The 18,993-nt window shown below is 70.3% G+C and carries 14 protein-coding genes; 5 read left to right on the top strand and 9 right to left on the bottom strand.

Features of this window, described 5'->3' with window-relative positions; genetic code table 11:
• Positions 1-293 precede the first annotated feature (293 nt).
• The 5 genes from ACFVFQ_RS12275 to ACFVFQ_RS12295 all read left to right on the top strand — a co-directional run bounded on the left by ACFVFQ_RS12275 (position 294) and on the right by ACFVFQ_RS12295 (position 6,441).
• Positions 294-956: a response regulator transcription factor gene (locus ACFVFQ_RS12275; protein WP_274912735.1), complete on the top strand. Its 663-nt coding sequence runs from the start codon at positions 294-296 to the stop codon at positions 954-956.
• Positions 957-1,039: 83 nt separating this feature from the next.
• Positions 1,040-2,314 carry an HRDC domain-containing protein gene (locus tag ACFVFQ_RS12280; RefSeq protein WP_383413131.1) on the top strand — a complete coding sequence of 425 codons (1,275 nt, stop codon included), beginning with the start codon at positions 1,040-1,042 and terminating at the stop codon, positions 2,312-2,314.
• 269 nt (positions 2,315-2,583) lie between these two features.
• Complete coding sequence (locus ACFVFQ_RS12285) at positions 2,584-3,801, top strand: thiolase family protein (protein ID WP_383413134.1); 1,218 nt, start codon at positions 2,584-2,586, stop codon at positions 3,799-3,801.
• Positions 3,798-5,927 (top strand): 3-hydroxyacyl-CoA dehydrogenase NAD-binding domain-containing protein, encoded by a 2,130-nt coding sequence (locus ACFVFQ_RS12290; RefSeq protein ID WP_383413138.1) that lies wholly within the window; start codon positions 3,798-3,800, stop codon positions 5,925-5,927. The genes ACFVFQ_RS12285 and ACFVFQ_RS12290 overlap by 4 nt, the downstream gene beginning before the upstream one ends.
• 115 nt (positions 5,928-6,042) lie before the next feature.
• Positions 6,043-6,441, top strand: a complete 399-nt coding sequence (locus ACFVFQ_RS12295) for an NTP pyrophosphohydrolase (RefSeq protein WP_383413141.1) — start codon at positions 6,043-6,045, stop codon at positions 6,439-6,441.
• Positions 6,442-6,513: 72 nt separating this feature from the next.
• Here ACFVFQ_RS12295 and ACFVFQ_RS12300 read toward each other — a convergent pair whose 3' ends face one another.
• The 9 genes from ACFVFQ_RS12300 to ngcE all read right to left on the bottom strand — a co-directional run bounded on the left by ACFVFQ_RS12300 (position 6,514) and on the right by ngcE (position 18,790).
• A complete protein-coding gene (locus ACFVFQ_RS12300) occupies positions 6,514-8,088 on the bottom strand; it encodes an amino acid permease (RefSeq protein ID WP_383413144.1) in 1,575 nt (524 codons plus the stop codon).
• Between the two features lie 214 nt (positions 8,089-8,302).
• On the bottom strand, positions 8,303-10,231 hold the full coding sequence (dxs, locus tag ACFVFQ_RS12305) for a 1-deoxy-D-xylulose-5-phosphate synthase (RefSeq protein ID WP_383413147.1): 1,929 nt from the start codon (positions 10,229-10,231) through the stop codon (positions 8,303-8,305).
• 365 nt (positions 10,232-10,596) lie between these two features.
• Positions 10,597-11,871, bottom strand: a complete 1,275-nt coding sequence (locus tag ACFVFQ_RS12310) for a sugar ABC transporter permease (RefSeq protein ID WP_383413150.1) — start codon at positions 11,869-11,871, stop codon at positions 10,597-10,599.
• On the bottom strand, positions 11,868-12,683 hold the full coding sequence (locus ACFVFQ_RS12315) for an ATP-binding cassette domain-containing protein (protein ID WP_383413153.1): 816 nt from the start codon (positions 12,681-12,683) through the stop codon (positions 11,868-11,870). Before ACFVFQ_RS12315 ends, ACFVFQ_RS12310 begins: the two co-directional genes overlap by 4 nt.
• Positions 12,684-12,815: 132 nt before the next feature.
• Entirely contained in the window at positions 12,816-13,859 is a 1,044-nt protein-coding gene (locus ACFVFQ_RS12320) for a substrate-binding domain-containing protein (protein WP_383413634.1), read from the bottom strand.
• Between the two features lie 186 nt (positions 13,860-14,045).
• The gene (locus ACFVFQ_RS12325; protein WP_383413156.1) at positions 14,046-15,254 is read right to left on the bottom strand and encodes an ROK family protein; all 1,209 of its coding nucleotides are present in this window, start codon (positions 15,252-15,254) and stop codon (positions 14,046-14,048) included.
• Positions 15,255-15,480: 226 nt separating this feature from the next.
• Positions 15,481-16,356: a carbohydrate ABC transporter permease gene (locus ACFVFQ_RS12330; RefSeq protein ID WP_383413161.1), complete on the bottom strand. Its 876-nt coding sequence runs from the start codon at positions 16,354-16,356 to the stop codon at positions 15,481-15,483.
• Between the two features lie 11 nt (positions 16,357-16,367).
• Entirely contained in the window at positions 16,368-17,291 is a 924-nt protein-coding gene (locus tag ACFVFQ_RS12335; RefSeq protein WP_383413165.1) for a carbohydrate ABC transporter permease, read from the bottom strand.
• A 65-nt stretch (positions 17,292-17,356) separates the two neighbouring features.
• Complete coding sequence (ngcE, locus tag ACFVFQ_RS12340; RefSeq protein WP_383413168.1) at positions 17,357-18,790, bottom strand: N-acetylglucosamine/diacetylchitobiose ABC transporter substrate-binding protein; 1,434 nt, start codon at positions 18,788-18,790, stop codon at positions 17,357-17,359.
• Between the last annotated feature and the right edge of the window lie 203 nt (positions 18,791-18,993).

Genomic DNA, 18,993 nt, shown 5'->3' on the forward strand with positions numbered 1-18,993 from the left:
TTTCTCGCCTCACGTGCTGGCGGCCGCCGCTGTCGGGGGGGGGCCGGTCGTCGTCGTCCGCCCCCCGCTTCCGCTTCCGGACGGCATCGCGTACGCCTGTGATCACCCGATGCGCACTCGTGCCCACCTTGATCGCTCACGCATCCGATTTGCCCGAATTGCCCCTAACTAAATCGTGATCAAACTCTAAAGTCCCGCCGGATTGCTGCCGAAGAGGTCAGTGACCCTTCAAACACGGATCATTCCGGCTTTCCCCAGTCGGCTTCCGTCCCCGCCACTCCCCAGGAGGCCCGGTGTCAGTTCTCCTTGAGCAGCCTTCGAGCCTGGTCGCCTACCGCCCGAACAAGCCGACCGCCATGGTCGTCGTGGCCGACCCTCGCGTCCGCTCCACCGTCACCCGTCACCTGTGGGCCCTCGGCGTGCGTGACGTGATCGAGGCATCGTCCATCGCGGAGGCCCGTCCCCGCGTCGGCAACCCGCGCGACATCTGCGTGGCCGACGTCCACCTTCCCGACGGCTCCGGCCTGACCCTGCTGTCCGAGACCCGGGCGGCCGGCTGGCCCAACGGCCTGGCGCTGTCCGCCGCCGACGACATCGGCGCGGTGCGCAACGCGCTCGCCGGCGGCGTCAAGGGCTACGTCGTCACCGGCACCCGCACCAACCTCGGCCTGCCGGGCCGGCCGGGCGCCACGCCGATCGGCGCCAACGCGGCCCGGATGCAGCGCCGTCCGCCCGGCGCCCCCGGGCATCCCGGCGGCTACCGCGAGCTCTCCGGGCGCGAGGTGGAGGTGTTGCGGCTGGTGGCGGAGGGCCAGTCCAACAAGGCCATCGGCGTCTCGATGGGGCTGTCGGCGCTGACCGTGAAGAGCCACCTCGCGCGCATCGCCCGCAAGCTCGGCACCGGAGACCGCGCCGGCATGGTGGCGGTGGCCCTGCGCACCGGCATCATCCACTGAAAAACCCCGCCGCCCGACCCGTCTCGCCCGTCGAGGGAACATTCCCCCGACGGGCGACGTGCATCCACAGATACCCTTGACTGGTGACCGACGCCCAAAAGACCGCAGCAGACATGACACTGCGAGCACCCGGAGAATCGCCTCCGGATTCCCGACCGGCGCCGGTACCCCTACTGGAACCCCGTGAGGGCATCCCCCCGGTGACCGCCAGCGGCGAGGCGCTCGCCGACATCGTCGCCGCCTTCGCCGCCGGCCGCGGACCGGTCGCGGTGGACGCCGAGCGCGCCTCGGGCTACCGCTACGGACAGCGCGCCTATCTCGTCCAGCTGCGCCGCGAGGGCGCCGGCAGCGTGCTGATCGACCCGGTCGGCTGTCCTGACCTGGCCGCGCTGGGGGAGGTGATCGCCGACGCCGAGTGGGTGCTGCACGCCGCGACCCAGGACCTGCCCTGTCTGCGCGACATAGGGATGGTCCCCACTCGACTCTTCGACACCGAGCTGGCCGGGCGGCTGGCCGGCTTCGCCCGGGTCGGCCTGGGCGCCATGGTCGAGAACGTCCTCGGCTACGCCCTGGAGAAGGGCCACTCCGCCGTCGACTGGTCCACCCGCCCGCTGCCCGAGCCGTGGCTGCGCTACGCCGCGCTCGACGTCGAGCTGCTGGTGGACCTGCGCGACGCGCTGGAGGAGGAGCTGGACCGGCAGGGCAAGTTGGAGTGGGCCCGGCAGGAGTTCGCGGCGATCGCGGCCGCTCCCCCGGCGCCGCCCCGCAAGGACCCCTGGCGCCGCACGTCCGGGATGCACAAGGTGCGCCGGCGGCGGCAGATGGCGGTCGTCAAGGAGCTGTGGACGCTGCGCGACCAGGTCGCCCAGCGGCGCGACGTCTCGCCCGGCAAGGTGCTCGGCGACGCCGCGATCATCGAGGCCGCGCTCCAACTCCCGCCCAACGCCCATGCGCTGGCCGCGCTCTCCGGTTTCGGGCACCGGATGGGCCGGCGCCAGCTGGAGCAGTGGCAGGCCGCCGTCGACCGCGCCCGGGCGCTGCCGGAGAGCGAGCTTCCGCAGCCCGGCCAGCCGCTCAACGGCCCGCCGCCGCCCCGCTCTTGGGCCGACAAGGACCCCGCGGCGGCGGCCCGGCTGACCGCCGCCCGCGCGTCCGTGACGGCGCTCGCCGAGCAGCTGAACCTCCCTCAGGAGAACCTCATCACCCCGGACACCGTGCGCCGGGTGTGCTGGGAGCCGCCGGCCGGCCCGACCCCGGAGACGGTCGCCGAGGTCCTCGCCGGACACGGCGCCCGTCCCTGGCAGATCGAGCTGGTGACGCCGCTCCTCACCGAGGCACTGCTGGCCAACGGCTCCTGACGCGGGCCCCGACGCCCCTCAACCGACGGCCCCGGCCGCGCTCCCATGGCGCGGCCGGGGCCGTCGGCGTTCCCGGTGCGCGCCGCGTTCGGCGTCCGCCGCGCGCGGTTCGCCGGGCCAGGAGGGTTCCGGCCGGTGGACGGTGTGACGTTCGCCGCTCCCGGCGAGGGGGGTGTGCAGCGTGGTTACCCGTAAGTAGCATGTGGGTGTGACGCGTCCTCCGGGGCGCGCCCGCAGCAGTGCCATCCCGCACCTGGAGGAGAGCCAACGTGCCTCGTACCGCTAGGGACGTCGTCTTCGTCGACGGCGTCCGCACCCCGTTCGGCAAGGCGGGCCCGAAGGGCATTTACCACGAGACCCGCGCCGACGACCTGGTCGTCAAGTGCATCCGGGAGCTGCTGCGCCGCAACCCGGACCTGGACCCGGCCAAGATCGACGAGGTCGCCCTCGCCGCCACCACCCAGATCGGCGACCAGGGCCTGACCCTGGGCCGTACCGCCGCCATCCTGGCGGGGCTGCCGCAGTCCGTGCCCGGTTTCTCCGTCGACCGGATGTGCGCCGGCGCGATGACCGCGGTGACCAGCGTCGCCGGCGGGGTGGCCTTCGGTGCGTACGACCTCGCGGTGGCCGGCGGTGTCGAGCACATGGGGCGGCACCCGATGGGCGAGGGCGTGGACCCCAACCCGCGGTTCGTGAGCGAGAAGCTGGTCGACCAGTCCGCCCTGTTCATGGGCATGACGGCGGAGAACCTCCACGACCGGCTGCCGCAGATCACCAAGCAGCGCGCCGACGAGTACGCGGTGCGCAGCCAGGAGAAGGCCGCGAAGGCGTACGCCGACGGCAAGATCCAGGCCGACCTGGTGCCGATCTCGGTGCGCCGCACCAACGCCGAGGCCGGCGAGACCGGTTGGGGCCTGGCCACCGCCGACGAGCCGATGCGCCCGGGCACCACGCTGGAGAACCTCGCCGGCCTGAAGACCCCGTTCCGCCCGCACGGCCGGGTCACCGCGGGCAACGCCGCCGGCCTCAACGACGGCGCCACCGCCTCGCTGATCGCCGCCGAGGACGTCGCCCGCGAGCTGGGCCTGCCGGTCAAGATGCGCCTGGTGGACTACGCGTTCGCCGGCGTCGAGCCCGAGGTGATGGGCATCGGCCCGGTCCCGGCGACCCAGAAGGCGCTGGCCAAGGCCGGCCTGACGATCGACGACATCGGCCTGTTCGAGATCAACGAGGCGTTCGCCGTCCAGGTGCTCTCGCTGCTCGACCACTACGGCATCGACGACGACGACCCGCGGGTCAACCAGTACGGCGGCGCGATCGCCTTCGGCCACCCGCTGGCCTCGTCCGGTGTGCGCCTGATGACGCAGCTGGCGCGGCAGTTCGAGGAGCAGCCGGAGGTCCGCTACGGCATCACCACCATGTGCGTCGGCTTCGGCATGGGCGGCACCGTTATCTGGGAGAACCCGCACTTCGAGGGGAACAAGTGACTACTACCGCTGAGCTGTTGAAGGGTGCGGCCGAGCTGTTCCCCGACGAGGTCGTGACGCAGGCGCACGTGCGCCACCTCGACCTCCCCAAGAGCGCGGGCCGGTTCGCGCTCATCACGCTGGACAACGGCCTGGACCACACCAAGCCGACCACCTTCGGACCGCAGTCGCTGGCGAACCTCAACGTCGCCATCGACCAGGTCGAGAAGGAGGCCGCGGACGGCGCGATCGTCGGCGTCGGCATCACCGGCAAGCCGTTCATCTTCGCCGTGGGCGCCGACCTCAAGGGCGTCGAGCTGCTCAAGCGGCACGAGGACGCGCTGGCCATCGGCAAGGGCGGCCACGACGTCTTCAAGCGGCTGTCGTCGCTGGCCGTGCCGACCTTCGCGTACTACAACGGCGCGGCCATGGGCGGCGGTGTCGAGGTCGGTCTGCACTGCACCTACCGCACCGTCTCCAAGGCGCTGCCGGCCTTCTCGCTGCCCGAGGTCTTCCTCGGCCTGGTGCCCGGCTGGGGCGGCTGCGCGCTGCTGCCGAACCTCATCGGCGCGGACAAGGCGATCTCGGTGATCATCGAGAACTCGCTCAACCAGAACAAGCAGCTCAAGGGTGAGCAGGTCTTCGAACTCGGCATCGCGGACGCGCTGTTCGAGGGCGCGGACTTCCTGGAGCGGTCGCTGGATTGGACCGCGTCGGTGCTGACCGGCCAGACCGAGGTCAGTCGGACCGAGGTGGACCGCGGCGAGGCGTGGGACGCGGCCGTGCAGCGCGGCAAGGAGATCGCGGACGGCAAGGTGCACGGCGCCGCCCCGGCCGCCTACCGCGCGCTGGACATCATCGCGGCCGCCAAGAACGGCGACCTGCGGCAGGGCTTCGACGCCGAGGACCAGGCGCTGGCCGACCTCATCATGGGCGGCGAACTGCGCTCCGGCATCTACGCGTTCAACCTGGTGCAGAAGCGCGCCAAGCGGCCGGCCGGTGCGCCGGACAAGGCGCTGGCCCGCCCCGTCACCAAGGTGGGCGTGGTCGGCGCCGGCCTGATGGCCTCGCAGCTGGCGCTGCTGTTCGCGCGCCGCCTGGAGGTCCCGGTCGTCCTCACCGACATCGACCAGGCCCGGATCGACAAGGGCGTGGAGTACGTCCACGGCGAGATCGACAAGCTGCTGCTCAAGGGCCGGGTCAACCAGGACAAGGCGAACCGCCTCAAGGGCCTGGTCTCCGGACACCTCGACAAGGCCGCCGCGTTCGGCGACGCGGACTTCGTCATCGAGGCCGTCTTCGAGGAGATGGGCGTCAAGCAGCAGGTGTTCGCGGAGGTCGAGGCGGTGGTGCCGGAGCACGCCGTGCTCGCCACCAACACCTCGTCCCTGTCGGTCACCGAGATGGCGTCGAAGCTCAAGCACCCCGAGCGGGTCGTGGGCTTCCACTTCTTCAACCCGGTCGCGATCCTCCCGCTGTTGGAGATCGTCCGGGCGGAGAAGACCGACGACGCGTCGCTGGCCACCGCCTTCTCCGTCGCCAAGTCGCTGAAGAAGACGGCGGTGTTGGTGAAGGACGCCCCGGCGTTCGTCGTCAACCGCATCCTGACCCGCTTCATGGGCGAGATCCAGAACGTCATCGACGAGGGCACCCCGGTCGCCACCGCCGAGAAGGCCGTCGAGCCGCTCGGCCTGCCGATGTCCCCGCTGGTGCTGCTGGAGCTGGTCGGCCCGGCGATCGGCCTGCACGTCTCCGAGACGCTGCACGGCGCCTTCCCGGAGCGCTTCACGGTTTCCCCGAACCTCAAGGCGGTCGTCGAGGCCGGCAAGCGCGGCTTCTACGTCTACGACTCCGGTAAGCCGGAGTTGGACCCGGAGGTCGCCGCGCTGCTCAAGCAGGGCGACGCGGTGCTGACCGAGGAGCAGGTCCGCGACCGGGTGCTGGACGCCGTCGCGCAGGAGATCGGCCTGATGCTGGACGAGGGCGTGGTGGCCGAGGCGCAGGACATCGACCTGTGCCTGATCACCGGCGCCGGCTGGCCGTTCCACCTGGGCGGCATCACGCCGTACCTGGACCGCGCGGGCGTCTCCGAGCGGGTGACCGGGAAGAAGTTCCTGGCCCCGGGGGTCGCGAGCGTTCCGGCGTAACGGCTCGTCGCTGCAGGGAAGTTGGCGCGCGGACCGGCTCGGTGGAGCCGGTCCGCGCGTCGTTCGCGTACCGGGCGCGGGCGGACGGCGGCGCCGCGCGTGGCAGGCTGGCGGTATGGATTCCTTGGTCGTCGTGGATGCCGCGAACGTCGTCGGTTCGGTGCCGGACGGCTGGTGGCGGGACCGGCGCGGGGCCGCCGAGCGGCTGCGGGACGCGCTGGTCGGGTACGCCGCGACGGGGTTGCCGGGTCTGGTCGAGCCGCCGCTGGAGCTGGTCTTGGTGGTGGAGGGCGCGGCGCGCGGGGTGGCGTCCGTGCCGGGCGTCCGGGCGGTGTCGGCGCACGGCAGCGGCGACGACGCGATCGTGGCGCTGGTGGCCGACGAGGGCGCGGGGCGGGACTGTCTGGTGGTGACCGCGGACCGCGGGCTGCGGGAGCGCGTGCAGGCGCTGGGTGCCCGCGTGACGGGCCCGCGGACGGTCCGGGGTGGCTCGGGGTCGGCCGGCGCCTCGTAGCCGCGCAGCGCGGCGCCTGCGGGCGCGCGGGGCCGGCGGGCGTCCGTACCACCGGCCCCGGTTGGCGAGGCGCTACGGCCGGGTGCCGGCCGCGTCCCGCTGCCGCTGGCGGAGGGCGAGGCGGCTGTGGCGCTGCCCGTAGAGGACGTAGAGGACGTAGCCGACCACCATCCAGATCGCGAAGCGGATCCAGGTCTCGGCGGGCAGGTTGAGCATCAGCCAGAACGAGGCGAGCACCGACAGCAGCGGCACCACCGGGACGAACGGGGTGCGGAAGGCGCGCGGCAGGTCCGGGCGGGAGCGGCGGAGCAGGACCACGCCGATGGCGACCACGGCGAAGGCGAACAGCGTCCCGATGTTGACGAGTTCGGCCAGCACGTCGATGGAGGTGAAGCCGGCGACCACCGCGACCACGACGCCGAGGACGATGGTCGACCGGTGCGGGGTGCCGAACTTCGGGTGCACGCGGGAGAAGAGTGGGGGCAGCAGCCCGTCCCGGCTCATCGCGAAGAACACCCGGCTCTGGCCGAGCAGCAGGATCATGCAGACCGACGTCAGGCCGACCGCCGCGCCGAAGCTGATCAGGCCCGCGTAGAAGGGGTGGCCGACGTGCTTGAACGCGTCGGCGAGCGGGGCGTCGACGGAGAGCTGGTCGTACTTCTCCATGCCGGTGACGACGACGGAGACGGCGACGTAGAGCAGGGTGCAGATGGCCAGCGAGCCGAGGATGCCGCGCGGCACGTCGCGCTGCGGGACGCGGGTCTCCTCGGCGGCGGTCGCCACGATGTCGAAGCCGATGAAGGCGAAGAAGACCACCGCGGCCGCGGCGAAGATGCCCATCACGCCGAAGTGGGACGGGGTGAAGCCGAAGAGCAACTGGGAGAGCGGCGCGGCCACTCCGCCGCCGGCGGGGCTGGGTTGGCTGGGCGGGATGAAGGGCCGGTAGTTGGCCCCGGTGATGAAGAACGCGCCGGCGATGATCACCAGCAGCACCACGGTCACCTTGACGCCGACGACCACCGACGTCACCCGGGAGGAGAGCTTCATGCCGAGCACCAGGACGGCCGTGATGGCCAGGACGAGGACGCAGGCCAGCAGGTCGAAGCCGAAGTGCCCGCCGTGGCTGCCGGACAGCGCCGACGGCACGTGCAGCCCCGCGGAGTCCAGCAGCGAGCGCACATAGCCGGACCAGCCGACGGCCACCACCGCGCAGCCCAGGGCGAGTTCGAGGATCAGGTCCCAGCCGATGATCCAGGCGGGCAGTTCGCCGAGGGACGCGTAGGCGAAGGTGTAGGCGGAGCCGGCGACCGGCACGGTGGAGGCGAACTCCGCGTAGCACAGCGCCGCCAGCGCGCAGACCACGCCGGCGACGACGAAGGAGACGGCGACCGCGGGCCCGGCCTGCTCCTTGGCGATCTTTCCGGTGAGGACGAAGATGCCGGTGCCGATGACCACACCGACGCCGAAGACGGTCAGGTCCAGCGCCGAGAGCGACTTCCTGAGGGCGTGCTCCGGCTCCTCGGTGTCCTGGATCGACTGCTCGATGCTCTTCGTCCGTAGGACGCCGCGGTCGCGGCGCGTGCGGTTGCGGGGCGCGAGCGGCCCGTTTCCGGGCGCCTCTCCCTGTGGTCCCTGCTCTGTGCTCATGGGCGAACCTCCGCCTGGACGGCCCTCGCGACTCTCCTGAACTGCCCGAGTGTCTGCAATGTCCCGAATGAGGCTGCGGCGGCGGGCCCTCGGGGGCCGGGGAATCACCCGATGGGGTGGGAACCAGATGGGGTGCCACGAAGACGCCGATGGGCCGGCCGGAACGTCCCTGGGGGCGTCCGGCCGGCCCATCGGTCGGCGGTGCGGGGTGCGGTCAGTCGCGGGCCGCCTCGGCGGTCGCGGTCGCACCGGCGTCCTCGTCGCGGTTGTCCATCTTGGCGACCAGGCCGGTCACCTGGCGGGCGATGTCCGGCGCGGTCAGCCCGATCTCGGCCATGACCTCCTTGCGGGAGGCGTGGTCCAGGAACCGCTCGGGGATGCCGAAGTCGCGCAGCGGGACGTCCACGCCGGCGTCCCGGAGCGCCTGCGCGATCGCCGAACCGACGCCGCCGGTACGGATGTTGTCCTCGACGGTGACCACCAGTCGGTGCTCGGCGGCCAGGCCCGGCAGCGCCTCGTCGACCGGCTTGACCCAGCGCGGGTCGACGACGGTGGTGGAGATGCCCTGCTTGTCGAGCAGGTCGGCGACCTCCAGGCACATCGGGGCGAGCGCGCCGACCGACACCAGCAGGACGTCGGGGCGCCCCTCGGTGCCGGCCTCGCGCAGCACGTCCATGCCGCCGACCCGTCCGACCGCCTCGACGGCCGGGCCGACCGCGCCCTTGGAGTAGCGCACCACGGTGGGCGCGTCATCGACCTCGACGGCCTCGCGCAGCTGGGCGCGCACCTGGTCGGCGTCGCGCGGTGCGGCGAGCCGCAGGCCGGGGACGACCTGGAGGAGCGACATGTCCCACATGCCGTTGTGCGAGGCGCCGTCGGTGCCGGTGACGCCGGCCCGGTCCAGGACGAAGGTGACGCCGCACTTGTGCAGCGCGACGTCCATCAGCACCTGGTCGAAGGCGCGGTTGAGGAAGGTGGCGTAGACCGCGAAGACCGGGTGCAGTCCGGCGGTGGCCATGCCGGCGGCGGAGACCGCGGCGTGCTGCTCGGCGATGCCGACGTCGTAGACCCGGTCCGGGAACTCCTTGGCGAACTTCTCCAGGCCGACCGGCTGGAGCATGGCCGCCGTGATGGCGACGATGTCCTCGCGCTCCTTGCCCAGCGCGACCATCTCGTCGCCGAAGACGCCGGTCCAGTCCTTGCCGCCGGAGGAGATCGGCAGGCCGGTGTCCGGGTGGATCGGGCCGATGCCGTGGAAGCGGTCGGCCTCGTCCTGCTCGGCGGGCTTGTAGCCGCGGCCCTTCTCGGTGAGGCAGTGGACGATCACCGGGCCGCCGAAGCGCTTGGCACGGGCCAGCGCGGACTCCAGCGCCTCGATGTCGTGGCCGTCGATCGGGCCGACGTACTTCAGACCCAGGTCCTCGAACATGCCCTGCGGCGCGATGAAGTCCTTCAGGCCCTTCTTGGCGCCGTGCAGGGTCTCGTAGAGCGGCTTGCCGACGACCGGGGTGCGCTCCAGGATGTCCTTCCCGCGGGCCAGGAAGCGCTCGTAGCCGTCGGTGGTGCGGAGGGTGGCGAGGTGGTTGGCCAGGCCGCCGATGGTCGGGGCGTAGGAGCGCTCGTTGTCGTTGACGACGATGACCAGCGGGCGGTCCTTGGCGGCGGCGATGTTGTTGAGCGCCTCCCAGGCCATGCCGCCGGTGAGCGCGCCGTCGCCGATGACGGCCGCCACGCGGTCGTCCGTGCCGCGGACCTCATGGGCCTTGGCGATGCCCTCGGCCCAGCCCAGGACGGTGGAGGCGTGGCTGTTCTCGATGATGTCGTGGTCGGATTCGGCGCGGGAGGGGTAGCCGGAGAGGCCGCCCTTGGCCTTGAGCTTGGAGAAGTCCTGGCGCCCGGTCAGCAGCTTGTGGACGTAGGACTGGTGTCCGGTGTCCCACAGGATCTTGTCCTTGGGGGAATGGAAGACGCGGTGCAGGGCGATGGTCAGTTCGACCACGCCGAGGTTAGGGCCGAGGTGTCCGCCGGTCTTGGAGACCGCGTCGACGAGGAAGCTACGGATCTCCCCCGCCAGCTGCGCGAGCTGCTCGGACGAGAGCCGGTCCAGGTCGCGCGGCCCCTTGATACGGGTCAGCAATGCCACCCCATGCCTCCTTGCTGCCGTAGGTCGAGCTTGCCGATCAGATGAGTCTAATGTTGCGTCCGCCGCAGGCGCGGCCGGGCCTCACGATGCATGTCACTCGGGTGACAACCGTGTCGGAGGGCGATTTTTGGCCGGCGGTGCGGGTGTGACGTGGCACTGCGCACGGGACGGCGCAGGGCGCGGCCCCCACCGGGACGCCTCTGGCGAGCGTCCGATGGGGGCCGGTATCTGCCGTTTTGCGCTGCGACATTGCGCACTTAAGTGCGGCGGGGGCGCTGTCGCGGACGCACCACCGCCCGTGCCCTACGCGCGCCCAGGGGCGCCGCCGCGGAAGCACCACCGCCCGCGCTTACGTGCGCCCCTCCTTATGTGCGCCCCGCGGTCTTCTGGGTGCGGCGGGAGAGCGAGTCGATGACCACGGCGGCCAGCAGGACCGCGCCGGTGATCATGTACTGGATCTCGCTGGCCATGCCGAGCAGGTTCAGGCCCTGCTGGATCGACTGGATGACCAGCATGCCCAGCAGCGCGGACCAGATCTTGCCGCGGCCGCCGAAGAGGCTGGTGCCGCCGATGACCGCCGCCGCGATCACGTTCATCAGGGTGTTGCCGGCACCGAGGTTCTTGGTGGCACCGCCGGAGAGGCTGGCGATGAACAGGCCGCCGAACGCGGCGAGCATCCCGGAGATCGCGAAGACGGTGATCCGGACCCGGGCCACGTTGATGCCGGCCCGGCGGGCCGCCTCGGCGTTGCCGCCGACCGCGAAGATCTGCCGGCCGTAGGAAGTGCGGCGCACCACGAAGTCGGCGAGGACCAGGACGGCGAGGAAGAGCACCAGGGCCAGCGGCAGGCCGCGGGCGCCGGCCGGCTCGTTGAGGACGTAGGCGACGGCGAAGGCGATCACCGCGACCACGCCGGTGCGCAGCAGGACCTCGCTGAGCGGCCGGGCCGGCAGGGCGGCGGCCTTGCGGCGCCGGGTGTCCAGTAGCAGCGAGCCCGCGTAGGCGAGGACCGCGACCAGCGCCAGGCCGTAGGCGGCGGCCTTGTCGTCGAAGTAGTAGCCGGTGAGGCTCTCGACCACGCTGCCGCTGGGCGTGTTGATGGAGCCTTCCTTGCCCATCAGCCAGATCTGGAGGCCGCTCCAGCCGAGGAAGCCGGCCAGGGTGACGACGAAGGCGGGCACCCCGATCTTGGCGAAAAAGAACCCGTGGAGGGCGCCGATGACGGTGCCGGCGACCACCGCGAGCACGACCGCCAACCAGTCGTTGACGCCGTGACCGACGCTCAACACCGCCCAGACGGCCGCCCCCACACCGGCGACCGAGCCGACCGAGAGGTCGATCTCGCCGAGCAGCAGGACGAAGACGATGCCGACGGCCATGATGCCCAGGCCGGAGGTGTAGACGCCGATGTTGGCGAGGCTGTCCGCGGACAGGAAGCTGCTGTTCTTGAACTGGAAGACGACCGCGATGACGACCAGGCCGATGATGACCGGCAGGGAGCCCAGCTCACCGCCGCGGATCCGGCGGGCGAACTCGTCGAGATAGCCGGCGAACCCGTTCTCCCGGACCAGCAGGCGGGGATCGACGGCGGCCGGTTGCCGCGGCTGCGGCGCGGTCTCGGTGGTCTGCTGCTCGCTCACGCCCCGGCCTCCTTCTTCGTCAGGTCGGTGCGCGCCTGGTCGGTGCGCGCCCGGCGGCGGGTGACGGCGTTGTCCGAGGCGCCGGTGATGGCGGCGATGATCTCTTCGTGGCTGGTGTCCGCGACGTCGAAGACGCCGTTGTTGCGGCCCAGTCGGAGCACCGCGACCCGGTCCGCGACGGCCAGCACGTCGGCCATGTTGTGGCTGATCAGGATGGTGCCGAGGCCCCGTTCGCGGAGCCGCTCGACGAGGTCGAGGACCTGGGCGGTCTGCTCGACGCCGAGGGCGGCGGTGGGCTCGTCGAGGATGACCACCTTCGGCTCGCCGATCAGGGCACGGGCGATGGCGACGACCTGCCGCTGGCCGCCGGAGAGCGAGGCGACCGGGATGCGGACGCTGGGTATCCGGATGGACAGGGTGTCGAGGAGTTCCTTGGCCCGCTTCTCCATGGCGATCTCGTCGAGGACGCCGGCGGTGCGAAGTTCGTTACCGAGGTAGAGGTTGGCGACCACGTCGAGGTTGTCGCAGAGCGCGAGGTCCTGGTAAACGGTGGCGACGCCGAGCTGTTGGGCGTCGTGCGGCTTGCCGATGCGGACCGGGGCGCCCTGCCACTCGATGGAGCCGTCGTCGACCGGGTGGACGCCCGAAATGGTCTTGACCAGGGTGGACTTGCCGGCGCCGTTGTCGCCGACGAGGGCGACCACCTCACCGGCATGGATCTCCAACGTGACGTCGGTGAGCGCCTGGACGGCGCCGAACCGCTTGGAGACCCCGCGCAACGCCAGCACGGGCGGAGCGGACACGTGAATCATCTCCTTCACCGCCGTCGCTGCGGCGGGGAAAACGGTGGGGCGGGTGCGGGGGTGCGGGCCCCGGCGCGGCGAGGTGTCGTCGGCCGGGCCGGGGGCGGGGCGGCGCGGGCCACAACGGGCCCGCGGCGCGCGCTACTTGATGCCCGCCGCCGCGCAGGCCGCCTTGACGTCGGCGGTGCAGATCTGGCTGGCCTTGTAGACCTTGTCCTTGATGATCGTGCCCTCGATGTTGTCCTTGGTCACGATCTGGGCGTCGTAGAGCTTGGCGGGGATGCCCTTGACCTCGCCGCTGATGCTGTCGACCTTGGTGGGGGCCAGCGAGTCGATGCTCTCGCCCTTGAGCAGTCGGACCGCGATCTCGGCGCTGGTGTCGGCCTGCGGCTGGATCTGCTTGTAGATGGTGAACGCCTGATCGCCCTTCAAGACCCGCTGGAGGCCGGCGAGTTCGGAGTCCTGGCCGCCGACCGGCACGGAGACGCCCTGCTGCTTGAGGGCGGTGATGATGCCGCCGGCCATGCCGTCGTTGGCCGAGTAGACGCCCTGGAAGCCGTTCTTGCCCAGGGAGTTGATGGCGGCGCCCATCTTCTTGTTGGCCTCGTCCGGCGACCAGTCCGGGATGTCCTGCTCGTAGACGACCTTCTTGACCTGCTTGTCGAGGACGCTGTGCGCACCGCGCTTGTAGAGCGGGGCGTTGGGGTCGGTCGGCGAGCCGTTGATCATGACGACATTGCTGTCCTTGGCCTTGTCGCCGAGCGCCTTGACCAGTGCCTGGCCCTGGAGGCGGCCGATCTTCTCGTTGTCGTAGGAGACGTAGGCGGAGATCTTCCCCTCGGCCAGCCGGTCGTAGGCGACGACCTTGACGCCCTTCTCGGCGGCCCGGTCGATCCAGGACCTGGTGGCCTTGTAGTCGACCGGGTCCAGGACGATCACCTTGATGCCCTGCGTGATCAGGGCGTCGAACTGCTTCTTCTGCTCCTGGGTGTCCTGGTCGGCGTTGTTGTACTTGACCTTGCAGTCGGGGCAGAGCGCCTGGATCTTCTTGGTGATCAGCGGGCGGTCGAAGGTCTCATATCTGGTGGTCTTGTTCTCCGGCAACAGCAGACCGATGGTCTTGCCGTCACCGCCGCTCTTGCCACCGTCGCCGGCCTTGCCGCAGGCGGCCACGGAGAGCGCCATCGCGACGGCGGCGGTGCCTATGACGACGCGGCGCGTCCACATGTGCGTGCACTTCATGGGGTGCCTCCCTGACATGGCCGCGTCGTTGCGGCCGAGGTGGCTGGAAGTCAACTCGGCCGCCAGCCGCCGGTCAAGGAGTAAATCCTTAACGAGATGACAACGGTGCCATGCGTTTTGGAGGTGAACCTATGCCGGTCGCGCTATGGCGGCCGCGTCCGCGTCCCGCGCGCCGTCAAGCAGGCTCGAATCGCCCATCTCGCTCAGCACCAGGGCCAGCGCGCCCAACACCTCGGCGCGGCCCCCGAGGGTGCCCGGCACGATGCTCAACTGCCGTGCGGCGCTGGGGATCGCGTACCGCGACACCGACTCCCGGATCGGCCCGAGCACCAGCTCGCCGGCCTCGGCCAGGTCGCCGCCCAGCACCACCCGGCTGGGGTTGAGCAGGTTGCAGAGGTTCGCCACGCCGCTGCCGATGTGCCGGCCGACGTCCGCGATGACCCGCCGGCAGCCCGGGTCGCCCTCGCGGGCCAGCTGGACCACCCCCGCCATGGTCAAGTCCGGGCCGTGGCCGGGCTGGAGCAGCGGGAGGACGTAGCGGGCGGCGGTGAAGGTCTCCAGGCAACCGCGGTTGCCGCAGCGGCAGACCGGGCCGGTCTCGTCCAGGGTGATGTGGCCGATCTCGCCGGCCGTGCCGCCCGGGCCGCGGTAGATCTGGCCGCTGATCACCAGCCCGGCGCCGACGCCGCTGGCGACCTTGATGTACGCCAGGTCCGCCGCGCCGCGACCGCCGCCCCACACCAACTCGCCGAGCGCGCCGAGGTTGGCGTCGTTGTCGACGTAGACGGGCACGCCGAGCCGCTCGGAGAGCTCCTCGCCGGGCTTGGTGCCGGCCCAGCCCGGCAGGATCGCGGTCGAACCGAGGGTGCCGGACTCCACGTCGATCGGGCCGGGGACGCCCAGGCCCACGCCGATGACCTTGCCCGGGGTGACCGCGGTCCGCTCGATCAGCCGGCTGACCAGCCGCTCCGCCCGGTCGAAGCCCTCGGCCGCGGAGGCGTCCACGTCGAACGGCTCGGCCTCCTCGGCGAGCACCTCGTGGGCGAGGTTGCCGACCGCCACTCTCAGGTGGGAGTGGCCGAAGTCGACGCCGACGACGATGCCGGCGTCCCCGGAGAGCGAGACGCTGCGTGCCCGGCGACCGCCCGCGGAGGTGGGCGTCACCTCGACCGTGCCGCCGTCCTTCAACTCGCGAACGATGTTCGAGACGGTGGCCGCGGACAGCCCCGTACTCCGGGCGATCTCCGCCTGGGTGAGCGAGCCCGCCATGCGCACCGCCCGGACGACCCGCTCCAGATTGGCCCGGTGCAGCGAGGACTGCGACCCCGGAGTCTCCATCGACTCATCCACTCCCGCCTGGGGCGGGCAGTGCGACGACTGCCCGCCGGCCGCACCCACGTCGTCGGAGGGGCGGCAACCGATTTCAACATGTGAACTCTAAGCAGAACTCCAGTGAGGAAGTTACGTCAAGGCGTTGAGTCCGGGCGCAACCGGGAGGTGGTGGGGCATGCGGACAGGGCGGTTCCGACGGGTGCGGAACCGCCCACCGACGCCGCGGCCGGCGCTACTTCAGCGCGCCGGCCGTCAGCCCGGCCTGCACCTGCCGCTGGAAGATGACGTAGACGAGCAGCACCGGCAGCATCGCGATCATCATGCCGGCCATCAGCCCGCCCCAGTCGCCCTGGTAGCCCTGCTGGAGCGCGAGGTTGGCCAGGCCCTGGGTGAGCACGTACTTGCTCTCGTCCTGGTTGAGGACCATCGGCAGCAGGTACTGGTTCCACTGCCCCAGGAAGTTGAAGATCCCCACGCTGATCAGGCCCGGCTTGGCCATCGGCAGCATGACCTGGAAGAACGTCCGCACGTGCGAGGCGCCGTCGATCATCGCCGCCTCCGCGATGGACGTCGGCAGGGTACGGAAGAACGCCGTCATGAAGAAGACCGTGAACGGCAGCGAGTAGGCGATGTAGACGGCGATCAGGCCCTGGTACGTCGCCAGCAGCGGGACGCCGGGGAAGTCCCGCAGCACGAAGAAGAGCGGGATCACCAGCATGAAGACCGGGAAGGACATGCCGGCGACGAAGAGGTAGTAGATGAGGCGGTTGCCGGGGAAGTCGAAGCGGGCCAGAACGTAGCCGGCCATGGACCCCAGCACCATCGTGCCGGTGAGCGAACCGCCCACCACGATCAGGGTGTTGAGGAACATCCGGCCGATGTTCGCCTTCTGCCAGGCGTTGACCCAGTTCTCCAGGTGCAGCTTGCCCGGCAACGACCAGGGGGTGGTGAGGATGTCGCCGCTGCTCTTGAAGGAGCTCCACAGCACCCACAGCAGCGGCAGGCCCACCATCAGCGCCCACACCACGAGGATGCCGTGCGAGAAGACGTTGAGCGTGCCGCCCTCGGCGGTCCGGCGCGCCCGCGCCGGCGTGGTTTGTGTCGTCATGCGCCCTGTCCCTAGAACTCGATCCGCTCACGGCGCGCGAAGCGCATCGTGAGGGCGGCGAACAGCAGCGTGACGACGAGCATCGCGACGCCCATCGCCGCCGCGTAGCCGAACTGACTGTCGCGGAAGGCGGTCAGGTAGAGGCGGAGCGGGACGACGTCGGTCGCGCCGTCCGGGCCGCCCATGTTGACGGACATGATCTGCACCAGCGCGAACGCGTCCATCGCGATGATGCCCATGTAGACCCAGCCGGTCTGCACGGTGTCCCACAGCAGCGGGAGGGTGATTCGGAAGAAGGTGTGGAAGCGGCTGGCGCCGTCCAACAGCGCGGCCTCGTAGATCTCCCGGGGAATGGCGGCCATGGCGGCGGAGAACAGCACGACGTAGAAGCCGACGTTCGCCCAGACCATCACGACCATGATGCAGGCCAGGGCCAGGCTCCCCTCCCCCAGCCAGGCGCTCTGGAAAGAGCCCAAACCCACCGTGCCCAGCAGCGAGTTGAGCATGCCGTCGTGCGGATCGGGATTGTAGATGTTGAACCAGATCACCGAGATGATGGTGATCGAGATGACCTGGGGGAAGAAGTAGACGAATTTGTAGAACCGCGCGCCGCGGACGCCGGTGACGACCGCGCCGCGCCGGGACCGGCCGCCGATGTTCAGCATGAACGCGAAGAACAGCCCCAGTGCCAGCGTCACGATCGGCACCAGCACCAACATGACGACGTTGTGTTTGAGTGCGTTCCAGAATTCGTCGCTGTGCAGCAGTTTGGTGTAGTTGGCCAGCCCAACACCCTTGGCGGTGCCGCGCAGTCCGCTCCATTCCGTGGTGGAAATCTGGAATGCCTGGACGAACGGCGAGATCACAAAGATGCCGTAGAGCAGTAGGGGCAGGGCCAGGAACCCCACGATGAATCGGTACTTGCCGTGTCGCATGCGCTCCCCGGCCCTCCCTCGTCAGCGGTGGTGCGTGGGCGTGCGTCCCGGTCGGGAAACCAGGCTCAGGCGGAGCGGTGGAACTTGGTGACGGAATCGTCCTTGGCGATCGCGTCCGCGTACGACTGCGCCTTCTTGATCCAGTCGGCGGCCTTGAGTTCGCCGGTGAGGAGCTGGCTGGTGATGCCGCCGAGCTTTTCGTCGGTGAGCTGCGGGTACCACTCCTGGAGCTGGATCATCAGCAGGTTCTGCCCGCCCGCCTTGACCGCCTTGGCGGCGGAGGCGAGGCCCGGAGAAAGGTGCATTCCGTCGGTCGCATCGCGCACCGAGGTCAGCGACTTGACCTTGGTGGCGAAATTCTGCGCGTGCTTCTTGGAGAGCATGATGCGCAGCAGTTCCATGCCGCCGACGGGATTCTTGCCGCCCTTGGCGACGATGAACGGCTCGCTGGGCTCGGCGCGCAGCGTGCCGTGCGGCATCTTGTCGCCGCTGCCGCCGTTGAAGAGCGGGCCGACGGCCATGTCGAAGTCGGGCGGGGTGGTGGGCGCGGCCTCGTTCTCGACCCAGGAGCCGTTGGGGATGAAGGCGGCCTTGCCGCGGGTCCAGGCGGTCTGCGACTGGATGTGCGTCATGCCCTGACTGCCGGCCAGGAAATAGCCCTTGGCGGCCAGTTCCTCGTAGTGCCCGACGACCTGCTTGACCGCGTCGTTGGAGGTCCAGGCATGCGGTTCGAGGTTGTCGATGGCGATCCACTTGTCCAGCCCGCCGATCTTGGCGATCTGGGCGAACATGTTGAAGTGGACGTAGTAGGGATAGTGCCCCGGATAGGTCCAGGGCGCGATCCCCGCCTTCTTGATCTCGGCGCAGAGGCTGATCATCTCGTCGAAGGAGGTGGGGTACTGCCAACCCCGGTCCTTCAGCAGCTTGTTGGAATACCAGGTGCCGTACACCGTGAAGGCGTAGTAGAAGACGTCGAAGGTGTCCTTGTGCTTGCCCTTTTCGAGGGTGCTGGGGTAAAGCGTGTCCCGGACCTTCTTCTTCGGGTCGTCCACCGACGGGGCGTCGAGCAGCGGCGTGAGGTCCTGCAACTGCCCTTGTGCGGAGAGCTTGTTCATGTCGAGGTGGTCGGCACCGGAGTTGTCGATCACATCGGGCGGATTGCCGCCGGCGAAGCGGGGCTGGAGTTTGGGGCCGATCTGTTGGGTGCCGGTGTGCTTGACCGTGGTGCCGTAGGTCTTGTGGTAGTCCGCCTCGGCGTCCTTGGCGTACTGGTCGCCCAGCCCGCCCTTGAAGATGAACGCCTCCAGCGGTACGCCGTTCTTCACGCCGAGCGGATTCTTGGCGGAGGTGGCGCCCTTGTTCTTGGTGCCCTGGTCGGATGCGCCGCCGCCTCCGGTGGCGCAGGACGAGAGGGCGCCCATGGCCGGTACCGCGAGAATTCCCAGGGCGGCGGCTCGCTTGACCAGATCGCGACGGTTGACTTCAAAGGTGGAGCCCATGCTCAAGTCCTCGCCTTCTCCGGGACTGAACGCGGTGTACCGGAGCCACCCCGGCACCGCGGGTCAGTTGAAGCTGAGTCGTGCGGGATGTGCAACCGGGCGAGCTAGGGACAGGCAGGGGAATTCTCCGTTCCCCCGCTTTCCCCCCGGATTCCGTGCCGACAGTCGTACGGCCGGGTTCGGACGCCGATAGGTATAGTCCA

Origin of the sequence: Streptomyces sp. NPDC057743 (assembly GCF_042798755.1) — a bacterium.
Lineage (GTDB): Bacteria > Actinomycetota > Actinomycetes > Streptomycetales > Streptomycetaceae > Streptomyces.